We start from the raw sequence: 22,169 nt of genomic DNA on the forward strand, positions 1-22,169 counted from the left end.
CGCCGTTCTCCCGAGACCATCAGGCGGTGCGAAGCCGCCGCCTGATGTTTGCCGCCGCCGGATATCGGGAAATCAACCTTGAGAATATTGCGTGATTTCAAATGTCGTGCATTTCTTTTCATTGATCAAATGCCGAATCCGGGCATTAAAATGCATATTGTGCATATTAGGCGGCGTTTTTAAGTGCGGCTTGAATGGCTGGAGGATATCCTGGCGGTCGGCACGGAAGCCTTCATTCCGGTGACCGCCTATCCGGGCGACGCCTTTCTGGGCCGGAAATCAACGCCTTGCGCTAGCCTTCTATCGCACCACGGAGAACACGTCGCCGGTGCTCAGATTCTTGACCCGACCGACCTTTGCGCCATCCCAGTAATATGAAAAATGCTGGCCCTGCATCGGTATCCCGGCAATATCCGGCCAGAACAGCGCGACCGCCGATCCTTCGGGATATCGGACGCTGCGATAAAGGATGCCATCCGCATTTTTCGCATGCAGCTCCGCGCCAAGCGCCTGCGGCCTGCGATAGTCATCGGGATCGTAAAGTTCGGGAAACCGCGCCCGGTCGCTGGCATCGCGGAGATCGGCATCGAGCGTGCCGACGAGTTCGCGGAAGTCGGAGGTCCAGCCCGGCGCCTGGCTGGTGGCCGCCATGAACACGGCATGGTGATGCATGGTTTCAAACAGCGCGACCTCGATCCGGTCGCCGGCATAATAGACCCCGAACGCGCCGTCGCTGAACCGGCTGGGGCGGTCCGTCGAGGTGTGGACGAAGGGCGCCATCGCCCAAGACGCGCCCTCTCCGGCAACCCGGCGCGCGGGCGGCACCAGATCGAGCATGCCGACGCTTGTGCTGACGCGCGGATTGGTCTTGGCCTCCGCCGACAGGATCGCGTCCCAGTCGGCGGGATCGGCGATGTCCTCGAACAGATCGATCGGCGGGAAACGCGAGCGGATGATCCGGTGGGTTTTCGCCCACCTGACGCGCACGGTATCGGGCACGGCCAATCTCAACCGCCCCTGACGCTGTCGAGATAGCGTCTCACCCGCATGATGTCGGTCAGTTCTCCGGCGAGCATGACGTCCAGCGCCGATGCCCCGCCGAAGGCCTCGTTCTCCCGCCGCACCCAGTCATAGGCCCGTTCGGCATCCGTGAAGATGATCCTGAGCGCCTTGTGAATGCCCATCAGGTTCGAAAGCCGGGCCTTGAGGTCGCGCGGGATGCGCCCGATATCGCCGCCTTTCCAGCGCGCCCAGGTGCGCGGCGACAGGCCGCCGAGCAGGATGCAGGCCTGACTGTCGCTGACGCGCCAGCGCGCGAACAGATTGACCGCCGCCCGGGCCATGGCCTGGCTTTCCGCCTCGGTAATTTCGGGGGCAGCACTCCGATACGCGGTTTTTTCGATCATCTGCAGGTGCGGCATCGTCAATCCCGTCATTGCCTTTTGGCATAATATAGTTCTTACTATGTCATATGGCAATCCTGCCGGGAACTCTCCGGCTTTTATTGTCAAAACTCTTGATCTCGCAGGCTTAGCCTCCAATCTTCGGGAACAATGTGAGGAAAGGTCATGGCCCACACGAAACCGATATTGCCGGGCACCAGCAGCAGGCCGCTGGATCCCGATCTGGACGCCCTGCAATACGAGATCATGCAGGAGACGGCGCAGGCGCTGGGGCGGATCGGGCGGCGGCTGGAGGAGGCGCTGGCGGCGCTCAGGCGTCACGACGAGACGCCGGGTTCCAATCAGGACCGCGACGAACTGGTGCAGGCGGCGGCTGACTGCGCCTTCGCGCTGTTCATCCAGCGCGACTATCTGGGGCTTCGCACCGACCATCATCTGAAGTCGACTTACGATATTCCGCGCGAGGTGATGCTCAGGATCGGCGTGATGAAAAGGCGAACCAAGGACGGCGAGGCTTGAGCGCCGCCGCCGTGCTGCTCTCTGGTTCCGGGTCGCTGGAACTGACGGGCGCATCGGACAGGCTTTATGCCTGGTGGAGCTTTTCCAAAACCGCGATCGCCGCCGCCTGCCTTTGCCTTGTCGAGGAGGGAGCCCTTTCGCTTGACGATGTCCCGCCCGGAAGTCCCGCAACGGTCCGGCAGTTGCTTCAGCATCGCGGCGGCTTCGGCGACTATACAGGGCTTGAAAGCTACAGAAATGCGGTTGCCGAAGGCGGCGATGCCTGGTCGCGCGACTGGCTGTTGCGTGAAGCCGACGCCGACCGCGTTCTGTTTGCGCCGGACCGGGGCTGGTCCTACAGCAATATCGGTTATCTTGTGATACGCGCCTTTCTCGAGCAGCGCACCGGCATGGCGCTTGGCGCCCTGCTCGATCGCAAGCTGTTCCATCCGCTCGCGATCGATGGGGTTTTTCTCGCCGAAACCCGGGCAGATTTCGCCCGGTCCGAAGGTGTCGATGGCGAAGTCTACGATCCGAACTGGGTCTATCACGGCTGTCTGGTTGGCCCTGCGGAGGCAGCGGTGCGGCTTCTTGCGGGCATTGTCGCGGGGCGTCTGTTTTCGCCGGCGCTTGTGGAGACGATGGTCGCGGCCTTTCCGCTGGGTGGTCTGCTTGCCGGGCGGCCTTGGTCAAAGACCGGCTACGGGCTCGGGGTGATGGCCGGAGCCATGCGGGGCGTCGGTAGAGTTGTCGGCCACACCGGCGGCGGGCCGTTCAGCGCTTGCGCCGTCTACCACCTTGCCGATGCCGCCGAGCCGGTGACGATTGCCGCCTTCGCGCCGGTTCCAGATCCCGACGCCTGCGAGAACGAGGTGGCCGCAAGAGCGAAAGCCCTGGCCGGGCGTCGCCCCAAACAAAAACGCCCCGGTTAATGCCGGGGCGCTTGAGGACAGGGGGGTGTCTCAACTGGTGGGGTGATGGAAGCGCTCCATCTCGTCTTTCAGGTGGAGTTTTTTACGTTTGATCGATGCGATCTCCTGGTCGCGGCTGGACGGCGAAGCCATTACGTCGTTAAGCTTCTTCTCGAGTTCGGAATGCTTTTCCTCAAGAGCGGCAAGATGAGTCTGAACTGTCATTGCACACGTCCTTCCTTTGTTTGGCGCCGCCGGATGCGGCGTCTCGTCATCAAAGTGCAATATCAGCATGCCATGATCGAAGACGTTTGTCGAAGGCGGAAATGTGATTTTGTGGGGGCATTTTGCCACGCCTCATCCAATGTCTCCGGCGCCTTGCTTTTCACCGAAAACGTTTGATGCTAGAGCGGGTTTCACCCGAAACGACGCATGGTCGGCCGCTGCCACATTCGTCGAATATGTTGAAACAATGGAATGCCGATGAGCCCGATCAAGAATCCGCCTGTCGCCATCGTCATGGGGTCCCAGTCCGACTGGGAAACGATGAAGAACGCCGCCGACATTCTCGATATTCTCGACATCGATTACGATGCCCGGATCGTGTCGGCCCACCGCACGCCGGACCGGATGTATGAATTCGCCCGCAGCGCCCGCGCCGAGGGCTTTCAGATCATCATCGCCGGTGCTGGCGGGGCGGCCCATCTGCCGGGCATGATGGCGGCGCTGACGCCGCTGCCGGTGTTCGGCGTGCCGGTGCAGTCGCGCGCGCTCTCCGGCCAGGACAGCCTGCTGTCGATCGTGCAGATGCCGGCGGGCATTCCCGTCGGAACGCTCGCCATCGGAAAGGCCGGCGCGGTCAATGCCGCGCTGCTGGCCGCCGCGGTTCTGGCGCTTGCCGATCCCGAACTTGCGGGCAGGCTTGACGAGTATCGTGTTCGTCAGGCGGCAAGCGTTGCCGAATATCCCATCGACAAGGACGACTGAGCTCCATGAAAACCATCGGTATCATCGGCGGCGGCCAGCTTGGCCGCATGCTGGCCATGGCCGCCGCCCGGCTCTCGATCCGCACCGTGATTCTGGAGCCGCAGGCGGATTGCCCGGCCGCCCAGGTCGCGGGCCGCCATATCGTGGCCGCCTATGATGACGAGGCGGCGCTTGCCGAGCTTGCGCGCGCTTGCGACACGATCACCTATGAATTCGAAAACGTGCCGGAAAAAAGCGCCGCGCTTCTGTCCGCCGAACGGCCCGTCTATCCCCCGGCCCGCGCGCTTTCCGTGTCGCAGGATCGCCTGACCGAAAAGACGTTCCTCAACGACAGCGGCATCGCGACCGCCGGCTTCCGCGCCGTCGATACCGCCGATGACCTTGCGGGCGCGCTTGAGACATTCGGCGGACGCGGCGTGATGAAGACCCGTCGCTTGGGCTATGACGGCAAGGGGCAGTGGGTGTTTGCCGGGACGGGCAATGACCCGGAGGCCGCTTTTGCGGCCCTTGCGGGCGCGCCCGCGATCTTCGAGGAGTGGATCGATTTCGACCGGGAAATCTCGGTCATCGCCGCGCGCGGCATCGACGGAACGATCGTGTGCTTCGATCCGGCCGAGAATGTCCACAGCGACGGCATTTTGCGGACATCCAGCGTTCCCGCCAATGTCTCCGCAGGCATCAGCGAGGCTGCCCGCGAGGCGGCGGAGCGGCTTCTGATCGGGCTCGATTATGTCGGGGTGCTGGGGCTGGAGCTGTTCGTTGCCCGCGACGGCAGGCTGATTGCCAATGAATTCGCCCCGCGCGTCCACAATTCCGGCCACTGGAGCGAAGCGGCCTGCGTGATTTCGCAGTTCGAGCAGCACATCCGCGCCATCTGTGGCCTGCCGCTGATCGATCCCGTACGCCACAGCGATTGCGTGATGCACAATATCATCGGCGACGATATGGAGCGGATTCCGGCGTGGATGGCGACCCCCGGCGCGCTGGTCCATCTCTACGGCAAGGCCGAAACGCGGGCGGGGCGCAAAATGGGCCATGTTACCGTCATCGAAAAGCGTTGCGACGGTTGACTTGGCGACGATCATTCGCTAGGTAGCGGCCAATGTCGGGCGCGCTTTTTCAAGGCGCGCCTTTGAATATCAATACTGACCGCCTTTACTGATCAGTCGAGAGCGGCACAAACAGCGGATCGAAAACATGAAGATCAAGAATTCGCTCAAGGCGCTCAAGTCCCGTCACCGGGAAAACCGTCTGGTGCGCCGCAAGGGCCGAGTATACATCATCAACAAGCAGAATCCGCGCTTCAAGGCCCGTCAGGGCTGAGACCATCAGCGCAATAACTGTTTGACCTTTTGCCATGACGGGATACCATTCCCGTCATGCGCTTTTTTACGCCTGCCTTTCTGATTGTCGCTGCCCTGACTGCTGCCGGTCCGTTGCCGGCGCTTGCCGAGGGGCCTGCCGCAGATGATCAGGTTTCCACGATCCCTGATACGACCGTTGCGACCGATGCCGATCCGCTGGACAGGCTCTACCAGCGGCTGAAACGCACCCGCGATGCCGGAAGGGCGGCCGATCTAGCCCGCCAGATCGACGAATATCTCGACCGCTCGCCGAGCCCCACGGTTTCCCTTCTGATCGAATGGTCGGATGATTCGGAGAATAACGGCCGCACCGCGTCAGCGCTCGATTTCCTGTCGGAGGCGATTGCGCTGAGGCCCGATGAGGCCGCGCCCTACCGCAAGCGCGCCGTCCTGCACTATACCCATGGCGATCTCGAGCGGGCCATGGATGATATCCGCACCTCGCTGTCATTCGAGCCGCGCGATTTCGGCGCGCTCGGGCTGATGGCGACAATCCTCGACAGGACCGGGCGGGAACAGGCGGCGGTTGAGGTGTGGCGGCGCTATCTCGAACTCTATCCCGCCGATCGCGATGTCGCGTCCTTCGTCGAGCGCACCGAAAATGCCCGTGCGGGCAAACGGATATAGGGGGGCGGGCGAAAAAGTGGAATCCGCCGCTTTTTGACAAACCCTGTTTGCGATCGCGGCGATGCCTCTCTCTCCGCCGTCACCCCGGCCTTGAGCCGGGGTCCAGAAAGTGCCGAGCCTTTGCGCGCAAGGACTTTTCTCACCGGCCGCCACAAGCGGCCCTGGATGCCGGCTCAAGGCCGGCATGACGGATGAACCTGATCCTTTGTGCGTCCGAACGAGGCACAAAAGACGCTCCAATCGACCAATGCTCCAGTCTTTTCCAGCCGTTCAGTGATGCAACACGTGGCGCAGCACCCGGTAGACGAAGTGAAGCGCGAGCAGGGCAGCGCCGGCGGCGATTGCCAGATGGGCAAGCGGGGTCAGCAGGCTGCCCTCGATCGTGCCGGCAACGTCGCGGTAGTTATAGAGTATGATGCGAATGGTAAGGCCCGCGAGCCCGACCACCACCAGCACGAGGCCGGCAAGTTTCATGATCCGATCTCCTGTCGCGAGGGGTAGAGATCGGTCTTTGCAGGGCGGTATCGCCGCAATTTTTGTAACAAAAGACCGAAATGGCGAGGCGGCCCGCAAGCCGCCTCTTTCATTTCTTTATAATGTGCTTTTGTGGCGATTTGAGGCCGGTTCACTTTTCCTGCGATAGCGAAACCGAAATTGAAGCTACCGCCGGAGCTTCGGAAATCAGTCCGTTTTCGGCCATGAATGCGCCGAAACGTTCGTATCGCTTGGTATCGAAGGCGGCGGGGCGCTTGGCGAAGCGGACGACGGACGCGGCGAAGGCCTGCCGGTTCAGTTCGTCGTCGAGATCGGGATAGGCGCTGGCAAAGCTTTTCCACGCCTCGTCCGGGTGGTTGACGATGAAGACCGTCGCCTTTTCCACCGCTTCAAGGAAGCGCGGCAGCCGGTCATCGTCGAGAAGCTCGCTGCGGGTCACGTAGATCAGTTCGTCATAGATCGGTACGCCATGCTCTTCCGGGAAAAAGGCTTTGCCTTCGTGGCCCGCGATCCGCATTTGCGGCAGTTCGATGTTGCGGAATGAGCCGATGGTCGCGTCGACCTGCCCGGAAAGCAGCGACTGGGTGAGCGCGAAATTGACGTTGATGAGGGTGATGTCGTCTTTGGCAAGGCCGGCGTTTTCAAGCATCGTGGCCACGACCGCGTCCTCGATGCCCGCGACCGAAAAGCCGATCTTCCCGCCCTTCAGGTCGGCAACGGACTTGATCGGCCCGTCCGAAAGCACCGTCAGCGTGTTGAGCGGGGTCGAGACGAGTGTGCCGAAGCGGACGATATCGATGCCGGCCTCATGATCGAGATAGAGGTTGGGCTGGTAGTGAATGCCGATATCGACCTTGCCGGCCGCCACCATGCGCGGCACCATGGAAGGGTCGGACGGCGGGAGCAGTTCAACGTCGAGCCCCTGATCGGCGAAATAGCCGTTCTCTGCGGCAATCACCAGCGGCGCGTGGTCAGGGTTCACATACCATTCCAGGATCACGTCGAGTTTGTCGGCGGCACTTGCCAGTCCCGGCGCAAGACCCTGCGCAACGGCAAGGGCTGCGGCGAGCGCGAATTTCTTCAGCATGTCATTCTCCTATATGTTCGAGCCGGCCGCTCAATCCTCATGCGACCAGCGGGTGAAGAAGGGAGCGGCGAGATCCACCGCCTTTCGAAACAGCACGGCTTCGAGCGCCAGGATCAGCATGGCGGCGAACACGGTTTCGGTCTGCATGCGGGCATTGGCCTGGACCATGAGAAAGCCGAGCCCGCCGGCAGAGCCCACCCATTCGCCGACGACGGCGCCAAGCGGGGCCAGCGGGGCCGCGATCCTGAGGCCGGAAAACAGCTGGGGCAGCGCCAGCGGCAGGCGGATGAAGCGCAGCATCTCGAAATGCCCGGCGCCATCGAGCCTTGCCGCTGCCACCACTTCCGGATCGGTGCGCCGCAGTCCGTCGGCGAAACTGGAGGCGACGGGGAAGAACACGATGATCGTCGTCATCACCACCTTGGAAGCGATGCCGAAGCCGAACCAGAGCACCAGCATCGGCGCGATCACGAACACGGGAAAGGATTGCAGCACCACCAGCACGGGCCAGATGAAACGGCCGATCCGGGGAAAGGCCGATATCAAAATGGCCGCCGCCGCGCCGAAGACAGCGCCGATCGCAAAACCCGCCAGGATTTCCCTGAGCGTCACCAGCGCCTCTTCAAGCAGCATGGCATGGGCGGTGCCGATCTTTGCGAGCACGGCGAGCGGCGGCGGCAGGATATAGCGCGGCAGGTCGCCGAGAACGATGATCGCCTGCCAAAGCGCAAGGAGCCCGATCACGATCGTCAAAAAGGTGAGAACAGCCGAAAGGGTACGCTTCAATCCCGCTCTCCCCGGCATGGCCGGGCAGCGGAGGCGTCAATAGAGGCTGATTTTCTGGGCGTGTCGCTCAAGACCAAACTCCGTTCCTACGCCGGCATAACCCGGATCAGGTTCAAGGGTTCGGCCATCGGCCATCTCAGTGTTTTAAAAACACACCCCTCGGATGAGGCTATCTATGCCGCGCGGGGGGCGGAGGTCAAGAGCCACGGCGGCATAGACGGAAGTGCCCGCTAATATACCGACCAAAGCCCGAAAGGATTTGACAAGGGGGGCGGTTTCCATTTTCAACTTGTGGTTCAAGGCCGGCCGCGGTTTTTCAGCCGCGGTTAACAAACAGGGCCATATGCGTAAGGGGCGGCGACAGTCAGGATCTGCCGTCAGAGCGGAGGAAACTCGATGTTAATCGCCATCGTCATTGTGGCAGCGCTGTTCGGCATGCTCTTCGGTTTCGACCAGGGCGTGATTTCCGGCGCGTTGCCGTTCATCAAGCAGGATTTCACGGTGTCGGCCTTCATGGAAGGCGTGATCACCTCTGCCGTACCGCTCGGCGCGGTCGCAGGCACCATCCTTGCCATGATCACCACCGATCGGTACGGACGCAAGCCGATGCTGATCCTGGGAGCGATCATCTTTCTGGTCGGCTCGCTGATCTCCGCGCTTGCCTTCAACCAGTATGTCCTGACCCTTGCCCGCCTCGTGATAGGCGTCGGCATCGGCGCCTCGGCGATGACCGCGCCGATGTTTCTGGCCGAGGTCGCGCCGGCGCGCATTCGCGGCACCATCGTCTCGGCCTTCCAACTGATGATCACCATCGGCATCATGGTGTCCTACATGTCGGACGCGGCCTTCGGCGGGGCGGGCGACTGGCGCTGGATGATCGGCGTCGGCGTGTTCCCGTCGATCGTGGCGCTGGTCGGCATCCTGCTGTCGCCGGAAACGCCGCGCTGGCTGACGCTGAATTCCAACGCCGACAAGGCGCGTGAGATTATTGCAAAGCTGCAGCCGGAATCATCGCCCGCCGAGGTCGACCAGATCATTACCGAAATACAGGAAAGCGCGAAAGACCAGGAGGCCGCGCCCGCCTGGAGCAGTTTCCTGAAGCGCGGCATCCTGCCGGTGACGAGTTTCGCCATGATCGTGTTCGTGCTGCAACAGCTTTCCGGCATCAACGCGATCATCTATTACGCCCCGGAAATCTTCAAGAATGCCGGCTTTTCCGGCACCACCACCGATCTTCTGGCAACCGTCGGCATCGGCGTCGTCAACGTCGCGCTCACCATTGTGGCGATGTTTCTGGTGGAAAGCATGGGGCGGCGCAAGCTGCTGATCCTCGGCTTCATCGGAACCGCGCTGTCGATGGCGCTTGTCACCGGGGCGACGATGGCGGATGTCGCGGCAACCCCCTATCTCGCGCTGATCGGCATCTTCGCCTTCATCGCCTTCTTCGCCGTCAGCCTCGGCCCGTTGCCCTGGCTCTACATGGCGGAACTGTTTCCGCTGCGGTTGCGCCCGCGCGGGATGGCGCTTGCCTCGGTTGCCAACTGGTTCTTCAACTTTCTGGTGGCGCTGACGTTTCCGGAACTGCTTGCCGGTATCGGGATTGTCGGAACCTTCGCGATCTTCACCTTCTTCTGCGTCGTCGGCATCATCTACGCGATCGCCGCAGCACCGGAGACCAAGGGCATCACGCTCGAGGAGATCGAGGCGCGCACCGTCGCCGCCTGAGGGCCGCACCGGAAGGTTTTTCCGGCCCCCGGCCGTGGTGAGGCGGCTGACAAACTCTGCCGTCATCCCGGCCTTGAGCCGGGATCCAGCGCGCGCAAGTCTTTGCGCGCAAAAGACTCTTTTTCATGAGGACGCACAAGTGGCCCTGGACCCCGGCTCAAGGCCGGGGTGACGGATGCGGGGATGCGGGGATGCGGGGATGTGAGGTGTGAATTTTATCAACACCGACCCGTGAGCCGGGGTTTCAAGCCGGGCGAAGATGACACGACTGCTCATCCCGCGTAAGACGGAGCCGGGAGCGGTTGAACATGAGCGCTTGTTATCTTGGTTGCGATATCGGCGGCACGGCCTCACGCTATGCGGTGGCCGACGCGACGGGCGCGATCGTCGCCCGGGGCGCTGTGCCCGGCGCGGGCGGACTGGTGCATGATCCCGCCGCCCGGAAAGTCCTTGAGGCGGCGCTTGCCGGGATCGCCGGGGCGATGCCGGGGCCGGCGGCGAGCGCCGTATTCGGCCTCACCGGCTATGATCCGCAGACACGAAGCGAGGTCGCGGACCTTGTCTGCCGCGCATGCGCCCTCCCGCCGGACAAACTGTTCATCCTTGACGATATCGAACTGGCCTATCGCTGCCTGTTTGCGCCCGGCGAAGGGCATATCGTCGCCGCGGGCACCGGCGTGATCGGTCTTCATATCGATGTGGATGGCGGCAGGCTTCGGGTCGGCGGGCGCGGCATGCTGATCGATGACGGGGGATCGGCCGGATGGATCGCGCTTTCCGCGATCCGCGCGCTTTACCGCAGGCTTGACGAGGACGGCGCGCCGGGCGACATGGCGCGGCTTGCGGAAGCCCTCTATCGCCACGCCGGCGGCTCCGGCTGGCCGGATATCAGGGCGCTGGTCTATGCCGGCGACAGAGGGCGCATCGGCGAGATGGCCCGGGCGGTGGCGGAGGCGGCCGAAGCCGGCGACGATTTTTCGGCTACTTTGCTGCGCAAGGCGGGGCGTGAGCTGGCGCGTCTCGGCCATCTGCTGCGCAAGCGCGGCGGGGATCGTCCGGTTGCCTTTACCGGCGGCGCATTGCGGCTTTCGCCGGTGATCGGCGCGACAATCGCCGGAAGTCTCGGCGACTGCGCGCGTTTTCCGGCGCTCGATCCGGCGGCGGGCGCGGCTAAACTGGCGCTTACCGCCAGTCGGAATAGGAATGTTTTCCGCCCTGGTAATCCGTGACCCGGTATTCGCCGTCGCCAGTTGCCTCCAGATAGCAGGGGCCTATCGGGGCCTTGCCCTGGCCGCCCGGAATGTCGAGCACATAGGTCGGCAGGCAGAGCCCCGAGATCGTGCCCTGCAATGCCCGCATCAGGGCCTGGCCGCGCGAAATCGGCACGGCGAAATGGGCAACGCCCTTCGCCTTGTCGAGATGGTGCAGGTAATACGGCTTGACCCGGTTGACGACGAGCGTTTTGAACAGGGTCGCCAGCGTTTCGGCCTCGTCATTGATGCCCTTCAGCAGCACGGTCTGGGCGAACAGCGGAATGCCGCCATCGGCAAGACGCGCCAGCCCCGCGCGCACCGCCTCCGTCAGTTCGCGCGGATGGTTGACATGGATGACGATGTTGACCGTCTTGCCCGCCTGCTTCAGCGCGGCGACGAGATCATCGATGATGCGCTCGGGCGTGACCAGCGGCGCGCGGGTGTGGATGCGGATCACGGCGACATGATCGATCTGTCCCAGCGCCAGCATCAGCGCGGCAAGCCTGCGATCGGACAGCACCAGCGGATCGCCGCCCGACAGGATCACCTCCCAGATTTCGCCATGGGCCCGGATATAATCGAGCGCTGCGGCTAGCTCTTCCCGGTCGAGAGCTGCCTCCGGCTCGCCCACGGTTTCGCGGCGGAAGCAGAAACGGCAATAGACCTGGCAGGCATGGGTCGGCTTCAGCAGCACCCGGTCCGGATAGCGGTGGGTCACGCCCTTTGCGCGCTCGAACGCGCCATCGCCGATCGGGTCGTCCATCTCCCCGTCATAGGTCTCAAGTTCGCGCACATCCGGCACGAACTGGCGCGCCAGCGGATCATCGGCGGCCACCGTGTCGATCGCCGACAGAATATGGGCGGGGATGCGGATCCGGAAATTTTCGGCGACGGTTGCGATATCTTCGGCGGCATCAGTGGGCACGAGACCGCGCGCCACCAGCGCCTCGGTCTCGGTTATCGCGGTTTTCACTTTGCTTTCGGACATGGCCGCCCTGTCGCCGGTTTCAATGCGGGTCTTCTAGATGGTTTATGCCGCCAAGCAAAGCCATCCGGGGACGGACGCGCTGCGAGCGTTTTTCTCAAGCCCGTCCTCGGTTTTGGAAGTGTTAATCATTCCATGGCTTTGGCATTGCCTTTCAGTCACCTGCCCGCTCCCCGGCGCTTGTCATTGCGCCGGATTTGTCCCACCATCCGGTCATGACAAAATGGCGCCCGAATCCCAGACTGATCAAACGGCCGGCCTATCTTTCCATCGCCGAGCAGATCGCCGCCGCCGTGCGCAACGGACTGCTGATCGATGGCATGCGCCTGCCGCCGCAACGCGAGATGGCGGCCGATCTCAAGGTTTCGGTGCAGACCGTCAGCCGGGCCTATGAGGAACTTTCGCGCCGCGGCATGGTGGTCGGCGAGGTCGGACGCGGCTCCTATATCAAGGCCGAACCGGTGGCGCCCGAGCGGCCCTACCTGACCGAGGGCGGTAGCGGCGTCATCGACCTTTCGGTTCTGAAGCCGGTCTGCGAAAGCCGCAGCCTCGCCAAATTCCGCGCGGCCTTCGCCGATCTCGGCGCCACCATGCCGCCGGAACTGGCCTTTTCGATGATGCCCAACGCGCTGTTCCGGCGCTATCGCATGGCCGGGACCAACTGGCTTGCCGCCTGCGGGCTGAAGGCCCATGCCCACGGCATCACGGTGACCAACGGCTCCAGCGATGCGATGACGGCGGCGTTCATGAGCGTCGTTCCATCGGGTTCGGCGCTCGCCGTGGAGGCGCTTACCCATCCGATGGTGCGCCCGCTCGCCGGCTATCTCGGCATCGATCTCGAGGGTGTGGAGGTGGACGAGGAGGGCATCGTGCCGGCCGCGCTCGAGGCGGTTGCGGGCAGGAAGCGCCTCAGGGCGATCTTCCTTCAGCCGTCCGCCGCCGGCCCGCAGGCGATTGTCATGAGCGCGCCGCGCCGCCGCGCGATCGCGGCGATCGCCCGCAGGCTCGACCTCGCCATCATCGAAAACGATGTGCTCGGACCGCTCGTCGAAAATCGTCCGCCGCCGGTCGCGGCGTTTGCGCCGGAGCGTACGCTTTACATGACAGACCTGTCCAAGAACACGATCCCGGGGCTGCGCTGCGGGTTTCTGGCAGCACCCGATCGCTTTGCGGCCGCCGTTTCCAACCGCTATCTGGCAACCAACTGGGTGGCGACCCCGGTCATGGCGGAGATCGCCAGCCGCTGGATTATCGATGGCACCGCGATCGAACTCGTCAACTGGCAGCGCCAGGCCCTGACGCGCCGCCGCGCGATCGCCGAAAAATCGCTTACCGGTATCGCCTGCCGGATGACGCCGGGCGCGCTCCATGTCTGGATACCGCTGCCCGACGGCATCACCGAGGCGACGACGATCGAGCGGGCGAAAAGCCGGGGCGTCGCGGTTGCGGCCGGTTCGAGCTTCCATGTCGGGCGCGATGCCGCAGCGCCCGCGATCCGGGTGGCGCTGGCCGCCTCGAGCGAACTGGAACTCGCCTCCTCATTGACGCTGATCGCGGCCCTTCTGAAGGGCGAGCGTCAGCTTCCCAAACCGATCATGGTGTGATGCGATGGCGGGAGAGGTAAAGCCCCTGACGCCACTGTTCACGCATGGAAGCAGGGAAGATGCGACTGACCGCCCCCTTGCGGGCGAAACGGCGGTGGCGATGAGCTATGGCGGCTCGACCCATGCCGTGATGATGGCGACGCCCGCCGACCTCGTCGATTTCGCCTGTGGCTTCAGCCTGACCGAAGGCATCATCAGGGATTGCGGGGAGATCGAGGACGTCGATGTCGTTCCTTTGGACAAGGGGATCGATGTGCAGATCACGCTGCGGGCGGATCGCTCCGAGGCGCTTGCCGCCCGCCGCCGCTCGATGGCCGGTCCCGTCGGTTGCGGGCTTTGCGGGCTCGAGAGCATCGAGGCTGCGGTGCGGGACGTGCCGAAGGTCGCAGCCCCGGACTTCCGCCTGCGCGACGACGAGGTGAACGCCGCCGTCGATGGGCTTTCGCGCGCCCAGCCGCTGTTTGCCGCCACCCGCGCGGTGCATGGCGCGGGCTTCTATCGTCCGGGCCATGGCATGATGGCTGTCCGGGAGGATGTCGGCCGCCACAATGCGCTCGACAAGCTGATCGGCGCGCTGTCGCGCGAGGGCGTCGATGCGGGCGAGGGCGCGATTGTGGTCAGCAGCCGGCTTTCGGTGGAAATGGTGCAGAAAGCGGCGATCGCCGGTAGCCCGGTGCTGATCGCGATCTCTGCGCCGACAGCCCTTGCCGTTACGACCGCCGAGGCCGCCGGCCTGACGCTGATCGCCACGGCGCGCGGTGATGGCTTCAGCGTCTACACCCATAGCGACCGGATCGTCATGGCGGGGCGGAATGAGGGATGATTTTGCAGAGCTGATTGAGGCGGCATCGCAAAGCCCGCTTCTGAGGCCGTTTCTGGAAAACTGGAGCCTGATCGATCTTCCGGACTGCTGGCTGGTTGCCGGCGCTCTCGCGCAGACGGTCTGGAACCGCCGGTTCGGCATGGACCCGGCGCATGGAATTGCCGACATCGACATCGTCTATTTCGATCCGAATGACCTGTCGGAACGGGCGGAAGCCCGCCATGCCGCCCGCATTCGCGCGGCGTTTTCCACTGTTCCCGCCTGGATCGACGTCAAGAACGAGGCCAGGGTTCATCTTTGGTACGGCGATCGTTTCGGCTTTGACATCGCCCCTTATGAAGGCGTCGGCGAAGCGATCGCTACCTTTCCGACCACGGCCACTGCGCTCGGGATCAGGCCGAAAGCCGGCGGTTTCGAATGCGATGCGCCGTTCGGCCTCGCCGATCTCGTCAACGCCGTGGCGCGGCCGAACAAGACCCAGGCGTCGCGCGAGGTCTACGAGAACAAGGCCGAACGCTGGAAGACGCTATGGCCGGGGCTGACGGTCATCGGCTGGGATGGATGAGAGGCGATTGTCTTCACGGCCGTCCAAAAAGCGCCCGAAGGCGCCCGGTTTGTTGACAAAGGCCCTGACAGATATTTCCGTCGTGCCGGGCTTGACCCGGCATCCAGGGCCAAATTTCGAGGGCTATAACGACAACCCCCTTGCACGTATGGCGTTCCATAGCCCTGGACCCCGGATCAAGTCCGGGGTGACGGGCGGAGGGGTAGGGAAACTCAAGGTGTCTGCAATATGGTTTGTCAGCGGTCCGAGCGCCCGAAGGCGCTTTCCACAGATACGGTCTGCAGCGGCTTCAGCCCGCGCGGCGGCGCTCGCTGACCGGTTGATAGGCGAGCTTGGCGTGGTAGCTGCAATAGGGCGTATTCTCGGGCGCTTCGCAGCCGCAGAAATAGAAATCATCCTGGGTCGGATCGCCGACCGGCCATTTGCAGGTCATCTCGGTGAGTTCGGTGAGCGCGACCTTCTTCATGATCGGTACGACGACATTGTTGGGCGTCGGTTGCTGACGTCTGGCCGGAACGGCATCGGCCTCGATATCGTGCTTGAGTGCCGTGGCGCCCACGGTGCGCGGGGCCGCCGATGCGGTCTGCTGCGGCGCGGCGGTCGGGCGGTGGCCAGCGGCGCGCGAGGCGAAATTCGGCGCCCTCGGCGGCGTGGTGTTGCGCGCCGTCACCCGCGTTGGCGACTGTGACGGCGCGCCGCCGCTCTTGGCGCGACCGGGCAGCGACAGGCGGTGCACCTTGCCGATCACGGCGTTGCGGGTGACGCCCCCAAGCTGGTTGGCGATCTGGCTCGCGCTCAGGCCCTCCGACCAGAGTTGTTTGAGTTTTTCGACGCGATCATCTGTCCAGCTCATAATATCGTCTCCGGCTATTGCGGGCGGAATCCGGCGTCATGCTCCGAAACACGTCCGAAACAGGAAAATGTCGCCAATCCGGGTAATCAGATCCGCCGCTTGCAGTATTCTGTTGGCTCGTAAGGTAGGCCTATGGTCGGGGCGTGGCAAGGTGAAGGGGAATCGCGCGAATCGTTTTCCATGGTTTTCCCCAACTTGGTGACTTTTGTTCTGGCGCGCCTGAAACCTGAGGCCGCACCGCCGAAACACCCGGACGCCACCGCGTTTGTTGACATTGGAGGCGGACATGACAATATAGGGCCTGCCGCCGCCTTGAGGCGGCATTTTTAATTTCTGCGGGCGGTCAAAAAGCGCCCCTGTCATCTTGTCGGAGTTTCACCGCCATGTCCGGAGCATCGCCTCTTTATAATACGTTCGCCAGAATACCGCTCAATTTCGAGCGCGGCGAAGGCGTATGGCTGATCACGGACAAGGGCGAGCGATATCTCGACTTCGCCGCCGGCGTTGCCGTCAATTCGCTCGGCCATGCCCATCCGCATCTGGTCGAGGCACTGAAGGGCCAGGCCGAAAAGCTCTGGCACGTCTCCAACCTCTATCAGGTCGCGGGGCAGGAAAAGCTCGCCGAACGTCTGACGGCGGCAACGTTTGCCGACAAGGTGTTCTTCTCCAACTCCGGCGCCGAGGCGCTTGAGACGGCGATCAAGACCGCGCGCCGCTATCATTATGCCAAGGGCCATCCGGAGAAGATCGACATCATCACCTTCGAGGGCGCCTTCCATGGCCGTACGCTGGGAACGATCGCGGCCGGCGGGCAGGCGAAATACATGGAGGGCTTCGGCCCCAAGGCGCCCGGCTTCATCCAGATCCCGGCCGGCGATCTCGATCTGCTGAAGGCCACGATCACGCCGGAAACGGCGGCGTTGATGATCGAGCCGATCCAGGGCGAGGGCGGCGTACGCATCGTCGACAAGGCTTTCCTCCAGGCCATGCGCGTGCTTTGCGACGAGCACGGCCTGCTGTTGATCTTCGACGAGGTCCAGACCGGCGTCGGGCGAACCGGAACGCTGTTCGCCTATGAACAGACCGGGGTGGCGCCGGACATCATGGCGATTGCCAAGGGCATCGGCGGCGGGTTTCCCGTGGCCGCCTGCCTCGCGACGGAGGAGGCCGCATCCGGCATGGTACCGGGCGTGCACGGCACCACTTTTGGCGGCAATCCGCTGGCGATGGCCGTCGGCAACGCGGTGCTCGACGTGGTGCTGGAAGACGGTTTCCTGGAGCATGTCCGCGACGTGGGTCTGGTCTTCAAGCAGGGGCTTGCCGCGTTGAAGGACCGCTATCCGGGCGTGATCGGCGAAATCCGCGGCGAAGGCCTGATGCTCGGCATCAAGGCCAATGTGCCTGCCGGCGATCTCGCTGCCGCCATGCGCGAGGAAAAGCTGCTGTCCGTGCCTGCCGGCGACAATGTCATCCGGCTGTTGCCGCCGCTGACGGTCTCGGCCGAGGAAGCGCGCGAAGGCATCGCCCGGCTGGGCCGTGCCGCCGAAAAGCTCTCGGCCGCCTAGTGCGCGACCGGTGGCTTCCGGCTTTCCGTCGCGACGCGCGCAAAACGAAGTTCTATCTGTGAAAGAGTAGTTCCATGTCCAATCCGAGGCATTTTCTCGATCTCTCCGCCGTTTCGAAATCCGCGCTGCGCGGCATTCTCGACGATGCGGCGAGCCGAAAGACCGCCCAGAAGGCTGGCACCGCGGACAAGCCTCTTGCCGGCAAGGTGCTGGCGATGATCTTCGAGAAGCCTTCGACGCGCACCCGGGTCTCCTTCGACGTCGGCATGCGTCAGCTCGGCGGCGAGACGCTGGTGCTTTCGGGCAAGGACATGCAGCTCGGCCGGGCGGAGACGATCGGCGACACCGCGAAGGTGCTGTCGCGCTATGTCGATGCGATCATGATCCGCACCACCGATCACGACCGGCTGCTGGAACTTGCCGAAACCGCCACCGTGCCGGTGATCAACGGGCTGACGGATGCGACCCATCCCTGCCAGATCATGGCCGACCTGCAGACCTTCGAGGAGCATAACGGCCCAGTGGCAGGCAAGACCATCGCCTGGACCGGCGACGGCAACAATGTACTGCATTCCTTTCTTGAAGGGGCAGGGCGGTTTTCCTATCGCATGAACATTGCCGTGCCGCAGGGCTCCGAGCCGGAAATGCGGTTTGTGGACTGGGCGCGCGCGGAAGGGGCGGAGGTCAATTTCTTCGATACCGCGGCCGAAGCCGTCGCCGGCGCAGACTGCGTCGTCACCGACACCTGGGTTTCGATGAACCAGGAGCACAAGGCGCGCGGCCACAACGTGTTCCAGCCCTATCAGGTGAATGCGGACCTGATGAAAAAGGCGAACGGCAACGCCATATTCATGCACTGCCTGCCCGCCCATCGCGGCGAGGAGGTGACTGACGAGGTGATGGACGGCCCGCAATCGGTCGTCTTTGACGAGGCCGAGAACCGGCTTCATGCCCAGAAATCCGTTCTGGCCTGGTGTCTCGGCGCGTTCGATTGAAGCGCCGCCTTGCCGGGCAAGGAGTTGAACAATGGAAAATCTTGAAACGCAACTCGGCGAACTCGGTTTCGCCGGTGATGACATGGTTGTGCCCTTCCAGGTGGATGCGCTCGATGTGCGCGGCCGCACGGTCCAGCTCGGCCCGCTGCTCGACAAAATGCTGGCGCGCCATGCTTATCCCGAGCCCGTCGCCCGCCTGCTTGCCGAAGCCGTGGTGCTGACGGCGCTGATCGGCACGTCGCTGAAATTCGAGGGCAAGTTCACCGTGCAGACCAAGGGCGACGGTCCGGTCGATCTGCTGGTCGCCGATTTCTCGACCCCGGATGCGCTGCGCGGCTACGCCCGGTTCGATCAGGACGCACTCGACGCCGCGATCGCCGCTGGGCGCAGCGAACCGGAAGCGCTGCTCGGCAAGGGCGTGCTTGCCTTCACCATCGATCAGGGCGGCTTCATGCAACCCTATCAGGGGATCGTCGAACTCGACGGGCGCTCGCTTGAGGAAATCGCGATGGCCTATTTCCGCCAGTCGGAGCAAATCCCGACGGCGGTGCGCCTTGGCGTCGCGAAACTGTTTTCGCGTGACGAGGACGGCCAGCCGCGCGAAAGCTGGCGGGCCGGCGGGCTGGTGGCCCAGTTCCTGCCGCAGGAGCCCGAGCGCATGCGTCAGCCGGACCTTCCGGGCGGCGATGGCGACGAAGGCTTCCTTTCGCACGATCCGGACGATGCCTGGTCGGAAGCCCGCGCCATGGTCGAAACCATCGACCTCGACGAGATCACCGATCCCGAGATCGGCGCCGAACGGCTGCTCTACCGGCTGTTTCACGAACGCGGCGTGGCGGTTTATCCCGCCCACGGGGTTTACGACCGCTGTTCGTGCTCGAGAGAGAAGATCCGCGACGTGCTCGGCGCCTTCACGGCCGAGGAGATCGAGGACAGCACCGAAAACGGCAAGATTACGGTGACCTGCGAATTCTGCTCGACGGCGTATGAATATACGCCCGAGGAGTTGCGGAAGGTCTGAATTCCGTCGAACCGCTCAGTTCAATTATTCATTGAATTGAGCGGCCCCGCATCGTATGCGTAGATATGTTCCGCATAAGTCAACAAATGTGTCCGGCGTTTCGCCGGACCGCGGGAACATTCAAGGCTGACGGTGGGATTTTCGGTCGCACCGGCGAGTGAGGCGATTTTGGGATTTGGAAAAGCCAAGGGCGGCTTCTGTCGACCGAATGAGGAAGCGGGCCGCTGTGTTTTCGGGCGTATCGGCCGGCATGCGGCCGGCGAGGATCCGGCCAAGCGTGCGCAGATACTCGAGGGCGCGCGACAGGTGTTCATGAATGTCGGTTTCGATGCCGCCAGCATGAACGACATAACCCGGGCCGCCGGCGTTTCCAAGGGCACGATCTACGTCTATTTCGAAAACAAGGGCGAACTGTTCCAGACCATCATCCTGGAGGCCAAGCAGCGTATCTTCGAGGACCTGCGACAGACCCTGGCCGAGGATGATGCGGTTGAAAACGTTCTGACGCGCTTTGGCGAGCGGCTTGCGACAGGCATGACCTGCGAGGAAACGATCAGGGCGATGCGGATCGCCATCGGCGTTGCCGAGCGCTTCCCGGAACTGGTGCGCACATTCTTCGGCGACCATCCCGACAACCTGATCGATACCCTGACCGAGTTCGTAGTCGCGCGCTCGGAGGCGGGAGAACTGGCGGCCGCCGAGCCGCGCGTCGCCGCCCAGCAATTGCTGGATCTGTGTACCGGTCATCTCTGGAAAATGCGGCTGTTCGGGCTGATGGACGGGCCGCCGCCGCGGGCTGATATCGAGCGGATGGCCGAGCGCGGCGTCCGCACCTTCATGAAAAGCTACGGCCCGCAGGCGGTGGGACCGGCGTAAAAGCCTTCAGGTTGAAAGCGCACCATTCCCCGTTTCAACCCGAGGGACTCTAGATTCCTTATTCTGACGCGTCGGGTTAACGAAAACCCGGATTTCCCTTTTTCGCCCGACGCTCTAATGGCCGCCGCCGCCAGCCCCCGCCTTGGGTTTGCGCACGAGAATGATGCAGAAGCTCAGGCAGACGAACAGCACCGTCAGGATCGTGAAGATATCGATGAACGCCATCAGCCACGCCTGCTGGCTGACGATCTGGTCGAGCTGCAGCACCGCTGCCTTTTCGCCGTCAATGCCGTGGCTGTTGTAGAGCCCGGCCAGCGCGTCGACCCATTCCTGTGTCGTGGCGCTCGCCGCGTTTACCGTTTCCGCCAGCCGGTCGAAATGAAAATCGGAGCGGCGGCTGAGCAGCGTGTTGATGACGGCCAGCCCGACGGCGCCGCCGAGATTGCGGGTCAGGTTGAAGAGGCCGGATGCGTTCTTGATATCCTGCGGCGGCAGCGTGCCGAGCGCGATGTTGGAGACCGGGATCATCGAGATCATCAGCGCCACCCCGCGGCCCGCCTGCGGCCAGAACAGGTTCCAGTAGTCCCAGTCGGCGGTGATATGGGTCATCTGCCAGGTGCACAGCGCAAACAGCGCCAGTCCCGCCCCCATCATCAGCCGCGGGTCGAGCTTATTCTGCAGGAAGCCTGCAACCGGGGCGGTGGCCATCATGAACGCGCCGGTGACGAACATCGTCTCCCCGATCATCAGCGCGTCATAGCCGCGGATCCGCGCCATATAGAGCGGGAACAGATAGACGAGGCCGTAAAGCCCGATGCCGAGCGAGAACGAGAAGACCGAGCCGACCGCGAAGTTGAAATTGCCGAAGGCCCTGAGATCGACCACCGGCGAGGGGCTTGTGAAGGCGCGGTAGAAGAACACGACCCCGCCGACGAGCATGGCGACGAACACGTAGCGGATGACGTCGTCGGTAAACCAGCCCTTGATATTGCCCTCTTCCAGAAAATATTCGAGCGCGCCGAGGAAGGTCGCCATGGCGGCAAGGCCCAGCCAGTCGAACCGCTTCAGCAGTGAAAGGTCGGGCTTGTCGAAGTCGATCAGCAGCCAAGCGCTGACGGCCACCAGAATGCCCGGGATGACGTTGATCAGGAACAGCCAGTGCCACGAAAAGGCGGCGACAAGATAGCCGCCGACCGTCGGGCCGATCGTCGGCGCGAGCGTCGCCACAAGCCCGACGACGGGGATGACGGTCGAGCGCTTGGACGGCGGAAAGGCGGTGAACGAAACCGCAAACACCGCCGGCACCATGCCGCCCGACATGAAGCCCTGGAGCGCGCGGAAGACGATCATCTGGTCGATGCTGGTGGCCGTGGCGCAAAGCGCGCTGCAGGCGGTAAAGGCCGCCGCTGAAAAGCTGAACACGACCCGCGTCGAAAAAATCCGCGCCAGAATGCCCGACAGCGGGATCATGATCACTTCGGCGATCAGGTAGGAGGTCTGTACCCAGGCGATTTCGTCCGCGCTCGCCGAAATCCCGGCCTGGATATCCGACAGCGCCGAGGCGACGATCTGAATATCCAGGATCGCCATGAACATGCCGAACGCCATGACGATGAAGGCGATCCATGTGCGCATAGGAACATGGTCCGAGGGCACTGCCCCCGCCTGCGCCGTGGCCGGCGCGTTTTCGGCTATATCTGTCATTGAAGCATCCGTGGGATGGATATGCGGGCGTCAGGCGCCCGC

At 63.4% G+C, this 22,169-nt stretch carries 24 protein-coding genes and 1 riboswitch; of the genes, 15 read left to right on the top strand and 9 right to left on the bottom strand.

The genetic code is table 11. From position 1 onward, the window contains the following. Window positions 1-300: 300 nt before the first annotated feature. Window positions 301-999 carry an RES family NAD+ phosphorylase gene (locus tag HQ843_RS10775; protein WP_180898310.1) on the bottom strand — a complete coding sequence of 233 codons (699 nt, stop codon included), beginning with the start codon at window positions 997-999 and terminating at the stop codon, window positions 301-303. Between the two features lie 8 nt (window positions 1,000-1,007). Next, complete coding sequence (locus HQ843_RS10780; protein ID WP_371822044.1) at window positions 1,008-1,436, bottom strand: MbcA/ParS/Xre antitoxin family protein; 429 nt, start codon at window positions 1,434-1,436, stop codon at window positions 1,008-1,010. Window positions 1,437-1,568: 132 nt separating this feature from the next. Between HQ843_RS10780 and HQ843_RS10785 the strand changes: the two genes are divergently transcribed. Both HQ843_RS10785 and HQ843_RS10790 read left to right on the top strand, forming a co-directional pair. Continuing rightward, window positions 1,569-1,922 (top strand): DUF6665 family protein, encoded by a 354-nt coding sequence (locus tag HQ843_RS10785; RefSeq protein WP_180898309.1) that lies wholly within the window; start codon window positions 1,569-1,571, stop codon window positions 1,920-1,922. Continuing rightward, window positions 1,919-2,833 (top strand): serine hydrolase domain-containing protein, encoded by a 915-nt coding sequence (locus HQ843_RS10790; RefSeq protein ID WP_180898308.1) that lies wholly within the window; start codon window positions 1,919-1,921, stop codon window positions 2,831-2,833. Before HQ843_RS10785 ends, HQ843_RS10790 begins: the two co-directional genes overlap by 4 nt. Window positions 2,834-2,863: 30 nt before the next feature. On the opposite strand, the gene HQ843_RS10795 is transcribed toward HQ843_RS10790, so the two are convergent. Further along, window positions 2,864-3,106, bottom strand: coding sequence for a YdcH family protein (locus HQ843_RS10795; RefSeq protein WP_371822043.1), 243 nt, complete (start codon window positions 3,104-3,106; stop codon window positions 2,864-2,866). Window positions 3,107-3,289: 183 nt separating this feature from the next. Here HQ843_RS10795 and purE point away from each other — a divergent pair, with 183 nt between their 5' ends. The 4 genes from purE to HQ843_RS10815 all read left to right on the top strand — a co-directional run bounded on the left by purE (window position 3,290) and on the right by HQ843_RS10815 (window position 5,790). After that, on the top strand, window positions 3,290-3,799 hold the full coding sequence (gene purE, locus HQ843_RS10800) for a 5-(carboxyamino)imidazole ribonucleotide mutase (protein WP_180898307.1): 510 nt from the start codon (window positions 3,290-3,292) through the stop codon (window positions 3,797-3,799). A gap of 5 nt (window positions 3,800-3,804) precedes the next feature. After that, window positions 3,805-4,869: a 5-(carboxyamino)imidazole ribonucleotide synthase gene (locus HQ843_RS10805; RefSeq protein WP_180898306.1), complete on the top strand. Its 1,065-nt coding sequence runs from the start codon at window positions 3,805-3,807 to the stop codon at window positions 4,867-4,869. Between the two features lie 127 nt (window positions 4,870-4,996). Then, entirely contained in the window at window positions 4,997-5,122 is a 126-nt protein-coding gene (gene ykgO, locus HQ843_RS10810; protein ID WP_018064355.1) for a type B 50S ribosomal protein L36, read from the top strand. Window positions 5,123-5,178: 56 nt separating this feature from the next. Further along, entirely contained in the window at window positions 5,179-5,790 is a 612-nt protein-coding gene (locus HQ843_RS10815) for a tetratricopeptide repeat protein (RefSeq protein WP_180898305.1), read from the top strand. A 270-nt stretch (window positions 5,791-6,060) separates the two neighbouring features. Here HQ843_RS10815 and HQ843_RS10820 read toward each other — a convergent pair whose 3' ends face one another. The 3 genes from HQ843_RS10820 to HQ843_RS10830 all read right to left on the bottom strand — a co-directional run bounded on the left by HQ843_RS10820 (window position 6,061) and on the right by HQ843_RS10830 (window position 8,158). After that, on the bottom strand, window positions 6,061-6,264 hold the full coding sequence (locus HQ843_RS10820) for a hypothetical protein (RefSeq protein WP_180898304.1): 204 nt from the start codon (window positions 6,262-6,264) through the stop codon (window positions 6,061-6,063). Between the two features lie 151 nt (window positions 6,265-6,415). After that, entirely contained in the window at window positions 6,416-7,369 is a 954-nt protein-coding gene (locus HQ843_RS10825) for an ABC transporter substrate-binding protein (protein WP_180902238.1), read from the bottom strand. 33 nt (window positions 7,370-7,402) lie between these two features. Continuing rightward, complete coding sequence (locus tag HQ843_RS10830) at window positions 7,403-8,158, bottom strand: ABC transporter permease (RefSeq protein ID WP_180898303.1); 756 nt, start codon at window positions 8,156-8,158, stop codon at window positions 7,403-7,405. Window positions 8,159-8,224: 66 nt separating this feature from the next. Then, window positions 8,225-8,328: riboswitch (TPP riboswitch) on the bottom strand. A 226-nt stretch (window positions 8,329-8,554) separates the two neighbouring features. On the opposite strand from HQ843_RS10830, the gene HQ843_RS10835 reads away from it, so the two are divergent. Then, on the top strand, window positions 8,555-9,883 hold the full coding sequence (locus HQ843_RS10835; RefSeq protein ID WP_180898302.1) for a sugar porter family MFS transporter: 1,329 nt from the start codon (window positions 8,555-8,557) through the stop codon (window positions 9,881-9,883). A 308-nt stretch (window positions 9,884-10,191) separates the two neighbouring features. Then, window positions 10,192-11,112 carry a BadF/BadG/BcrA/BcrD ATPase family protein gene (locus HQ843_RS10840; RefSeq protein ID WP_180898301.1) on the top strand — a complete coding sequence of 307 codons (921 nt, stop codon included), beginning with the start codon at window positions 10,192-10,194 and terminating at the stop codon, window positions 11,110-11,112. Here HQ843_RS10840 and HQ843_RS10845 read toward each other — a convergent pair. After that, window positions 11,066-12,124, bottom strand: a complete 1,059-nt coding sequence (locus HQ843_RS10845; RefSeq protein ID WP_180898300.1) for a lysine-2,3-aminomutase-like protein — start codon at window positions 12,122-12,124, stop codon at window positions 11,066-11,068. The two genes, HQ843_RS10840 and HQ843_RS10845, sit on opposite strands and share 47 nt — an antisense overlap. Window positions 12,125-12,336: 212 nt before the next feature. Between HQ843_RS10845 and ehuR the strand changes: the two genes are divergently transcribed. The 3 genes from ehuR to HQ843_RS10860 are packed head-to-tail and all read left to right on the top strand — an operon-like array spanning window position 12,337 to window position 15,113. Further along, a complete protein-coding gene (gene ehuR / locus HQ843_RS10850) occupies window positions 12,337-13,725 on the top strand; it encodes a MocR-like ectoine utilization transcription factor EhuR (protein WP_180898299.1) in 1,389 nt (462 codons plus the stop codon). Window positions 13,726-13,729: 4 nt separating this feature from the next. After that, a complete protein-coding gene (gene fdhD / locus HQ843_RS10855) occupies window positions 13,730-14,548 on the top strand; it encodes a formate dehydrogenase accessory sulfurtransferase FdhD (protein WP_180898298.1) in 819 nt (272 codons plus the stop codon). Beyond that, complete coding sequence (locus HQ843_RS10860; RefSeq protein ID WP_180898297.1) at window positions 14,538-15,113, top strand: nucleotidyltransferase family protein; 576 nt, start codon at window positions 14,538-14,540, stop codon at window positions 15,111-15,113. The genes fdhD and HQ843_RS10860 overlap by 11 nt, the downstream gene beginning before the upstream one ends. A gap of 289 nt (window positions 15,114-15,402) precedes the next feature. Here the strand turns inward: HQ843_RS10860 and HQ843_RS10865 are convergent, their stop codons facing one another. Further along, a complete protein-coding gene (locus HQ843_RS10865) occupies window positions 15,403-15,966 on the bottom strand; it encodes a GcrA family cell cycle regulator (protein WP_180898296.1) in 564 nt (187 codons plus the stop codon). A gap of 383 nt (window positions 15,967-16,349) precedes the next feature. On the opposite strand from HQ843_RS10865, the gene HQ843_RS10870 reads away from it, so the two are divergent. The 4 genes from HQ843_RS10870 (at window position 16,350) to HQ843_RS10885 (ending at window position 20,423) form a co-directional block, all read left to right on the top strand. Continuing rightward, complete coding sequence (locus HQ843_RS10870) at window positions 16,350-17,531, top strand: aspartate aminotransferase family protein (protein WP_180898295.1); 1,182 nt, start codon at window positions 16,350-16,352, stop codon at window positions 17,529-17,531. A 74-nt stretch (window positions 17,532-17,605) separates the two neighbouring features. Beyond that, window positions 17,606-18,526 carry an ornithine carbamoyltransferase gene (argF, locus tag HQ843_RS10875; RefSeq protein ID WP_180898294.1) on the top strand — a complete coding sequence of 307 codons (921 nt, stop codon included), beginning with the start codon at window positions 17,606-17,608 and terminating at the stop codon, window positions 18,524-18,526. 31 nt (window positions 18,527-18,557) lie between these two features. Next, window positions 18,558-19,547 carry an Hsp33 family molecular chaperone gene (locus tag HQ843_RS10880; protein WP_180898293.1) on the top strand — a complete coding sequence of 330 codons (990 nt, stop codon included), beginning with the start codon at window positions 18,558-18,560 and terminating at the stop codon, window positions 19,545-19,547. 168 nt (window positions 19,548-19,715) lie between these two features. Continuing rightward, window positions 19,716-20,423 carry a TetR/AcrR family transcriptional regulator gene (locus HQ843_RS10885; RefSeq protein WP_246710340.1) on the top strand — a complete coding sequence of 236 codons (708 nt, stop codon included), beginning with the start codon at window positions 19,716-19,718 and terminating at the stop codon, window positions 20,421-20,423. Between the two features lie 114 nt (window positions 20,424-20,537). On the opposite strand, the gene HQ843_RS10890 is transcribed toward HQ843_RS10885, so the two are convergent. Beyond that, window positions 20,538-22,127: a DHA2 family efflux MFS transporter permease subunit gene (locus tag HQ843_RS10890; protein ID WP_180898292.1), complete on the bottom strand. Its 1,590-nt coding sequence runs from the start codon at window positions 22,125-22,127 to the stop codon at window positions 20,538-20,540. Between the last annotated feature and the right edge of the window lie 42 nt (window positions 22,128-22,169).

The sequence above is a fragment of the Martelella sp. NC20 genome, assembly GCF_013459645.1.
Classification (GTDB): Bacteria; Pseudomonadota; Alphaproteobacteria; order Rhizobiales; family Rhizobiaceae; genus Martelella.

Excerpts from the sequence above, each read along its gene's own strand:
- HQ843_RS10795 (WP_371822043.1), bottom strand. The coding sequence starts at position 3,106 with ATGCTGATATTGCACTTTGATGACGAGACGCCGCATCCGGCGGCGCCA.
- ehuR (WP_180898299.1), top strand. The coding sequence starts at position 12,337 with ATGACAAAATGGCGCCCGAATCCCAGACTGATCAAACGGCCGGCCTAT.
- HQ843_RS10870 (WP_180898295.1), top strand. The coding sequence starts at position 16,350 with ATGTCCGGAGCATCGCCTCTTTATAATACGTTCGCCAGAATACCGCTC.
- HQ843_RS10835 (WP_180898302.1), top strand. The coding sequence starts at position 8,555 with ATGTTAATCGCCATCGTCATTGTGGCAGCGCTGTTCGGCATGCTCTTC.
- HQ843_RS10865 (WP_180898296.1), bottom strand. The coding sequence starts at position 15,966 with ATGAGCTGGACAGATGATCGCGTCGAAAAACTCAAACAACTCTGGTCG.
- HQ843_RS10820 (WP_180898304.1), bottom strand. The coding sequence starts at position 6,264 with ATGAAACTTGCCGGCCTCGTGCTGGTGGTGGTCGGGCTCGCGGGCCTT.
- purE (WP_180898307.1), top strand. The coding sequence starts at position 3,290 with ATGCCGATGAGCCCGATCAAGAATCCGCCTGTCGCCATCGTCATGGGG.
- HQ843_RS10840 (WP_180898301.1), top strand. The coding sequence starts at position 10,192 with ATGAGCGCTTGTTATCTTGGTTGCGATATCGGCGGCACGGCCTCACGC.
- argF (WP_180898294.1), top strand. The coding sequence starts at position 17,606 with ATGTCCAATCCGAGGCATTTTCTCGATCTCTCCGCCGTTTCGAAATCC.
- HQ843_RS10880 (WP_180898293.1), top strand. The coding sequence starts at position 18,558 with ATGGAAAATCTTGAAACGCAACTCGGCGAACTCGGTTTCGCCGGTGAT.
- HQ843_RS10815 (WP_180898305.1), top strand. The coding sequence starts at position 5,179 with ATGCGCTTTTTTACGCCTGCCTTTCTGATTGTCGCTGCCCTGACTGCT.
- HQ843_RS10785 (WP_180898309.1), top strand. The coding sequence starts at position 1,569 with ATGGCCCACACGAAACCGATATTGCCGGGCACCAGCAGCAGGCCGCTG.
- HQ843_RS10890 (WP_180898292.1), bottom strand. The coding sequence starts at position 22,127 with ATGACAGATATAGCCGAAAACGCGCCGGCCACGGCGCAGGCGGGGGCA.
- HQ843_RS10805 (WP_180898306.1), top strand. The coding sequence starts at position 3,805 with ATGAAAACCATCGGTATCATCGGCGGCGGCCAGCTTGGCCGCATGCTG.
- HQ843_RS10845 (WP_180898300.1), bottom strand. The coding sequence starts at position 12,124 with ATGTCCGAAAGCAAAGTGAAAACCGCGATAACCGAGACCGAGGCGCTG.
- ykgO (WP_018064355.1), top strand. The coding sequence starts at position 4,997 with ATGAAGATCAAGAATTCGCTCAAGGCGCTCAAGTCCCGTCACCGGGAA.
- fdhD (WP_180898298.1), top strand. The coding sequence starts at position 13,730 with ATGGCGGGAGAGGTAAAGCCCCTGACGCCACTGTTCACGCATGGAAGC.
- HQ843_RS10860 (WP_180898297.1), top strand. The coding sequence starts at position 14,538 with ATGAGGGATGATTTTGCAGAGCTGATTGAGGCGGCATCGCAAAGCCCG.
- HQ843_RS10780 (WP_371822044.1), bottom strand. The coding sequence starts at position 1,436 with ATGACGGGATTGACGATGCCGCACCTGCAGATGATCGAAAAAACCGCG.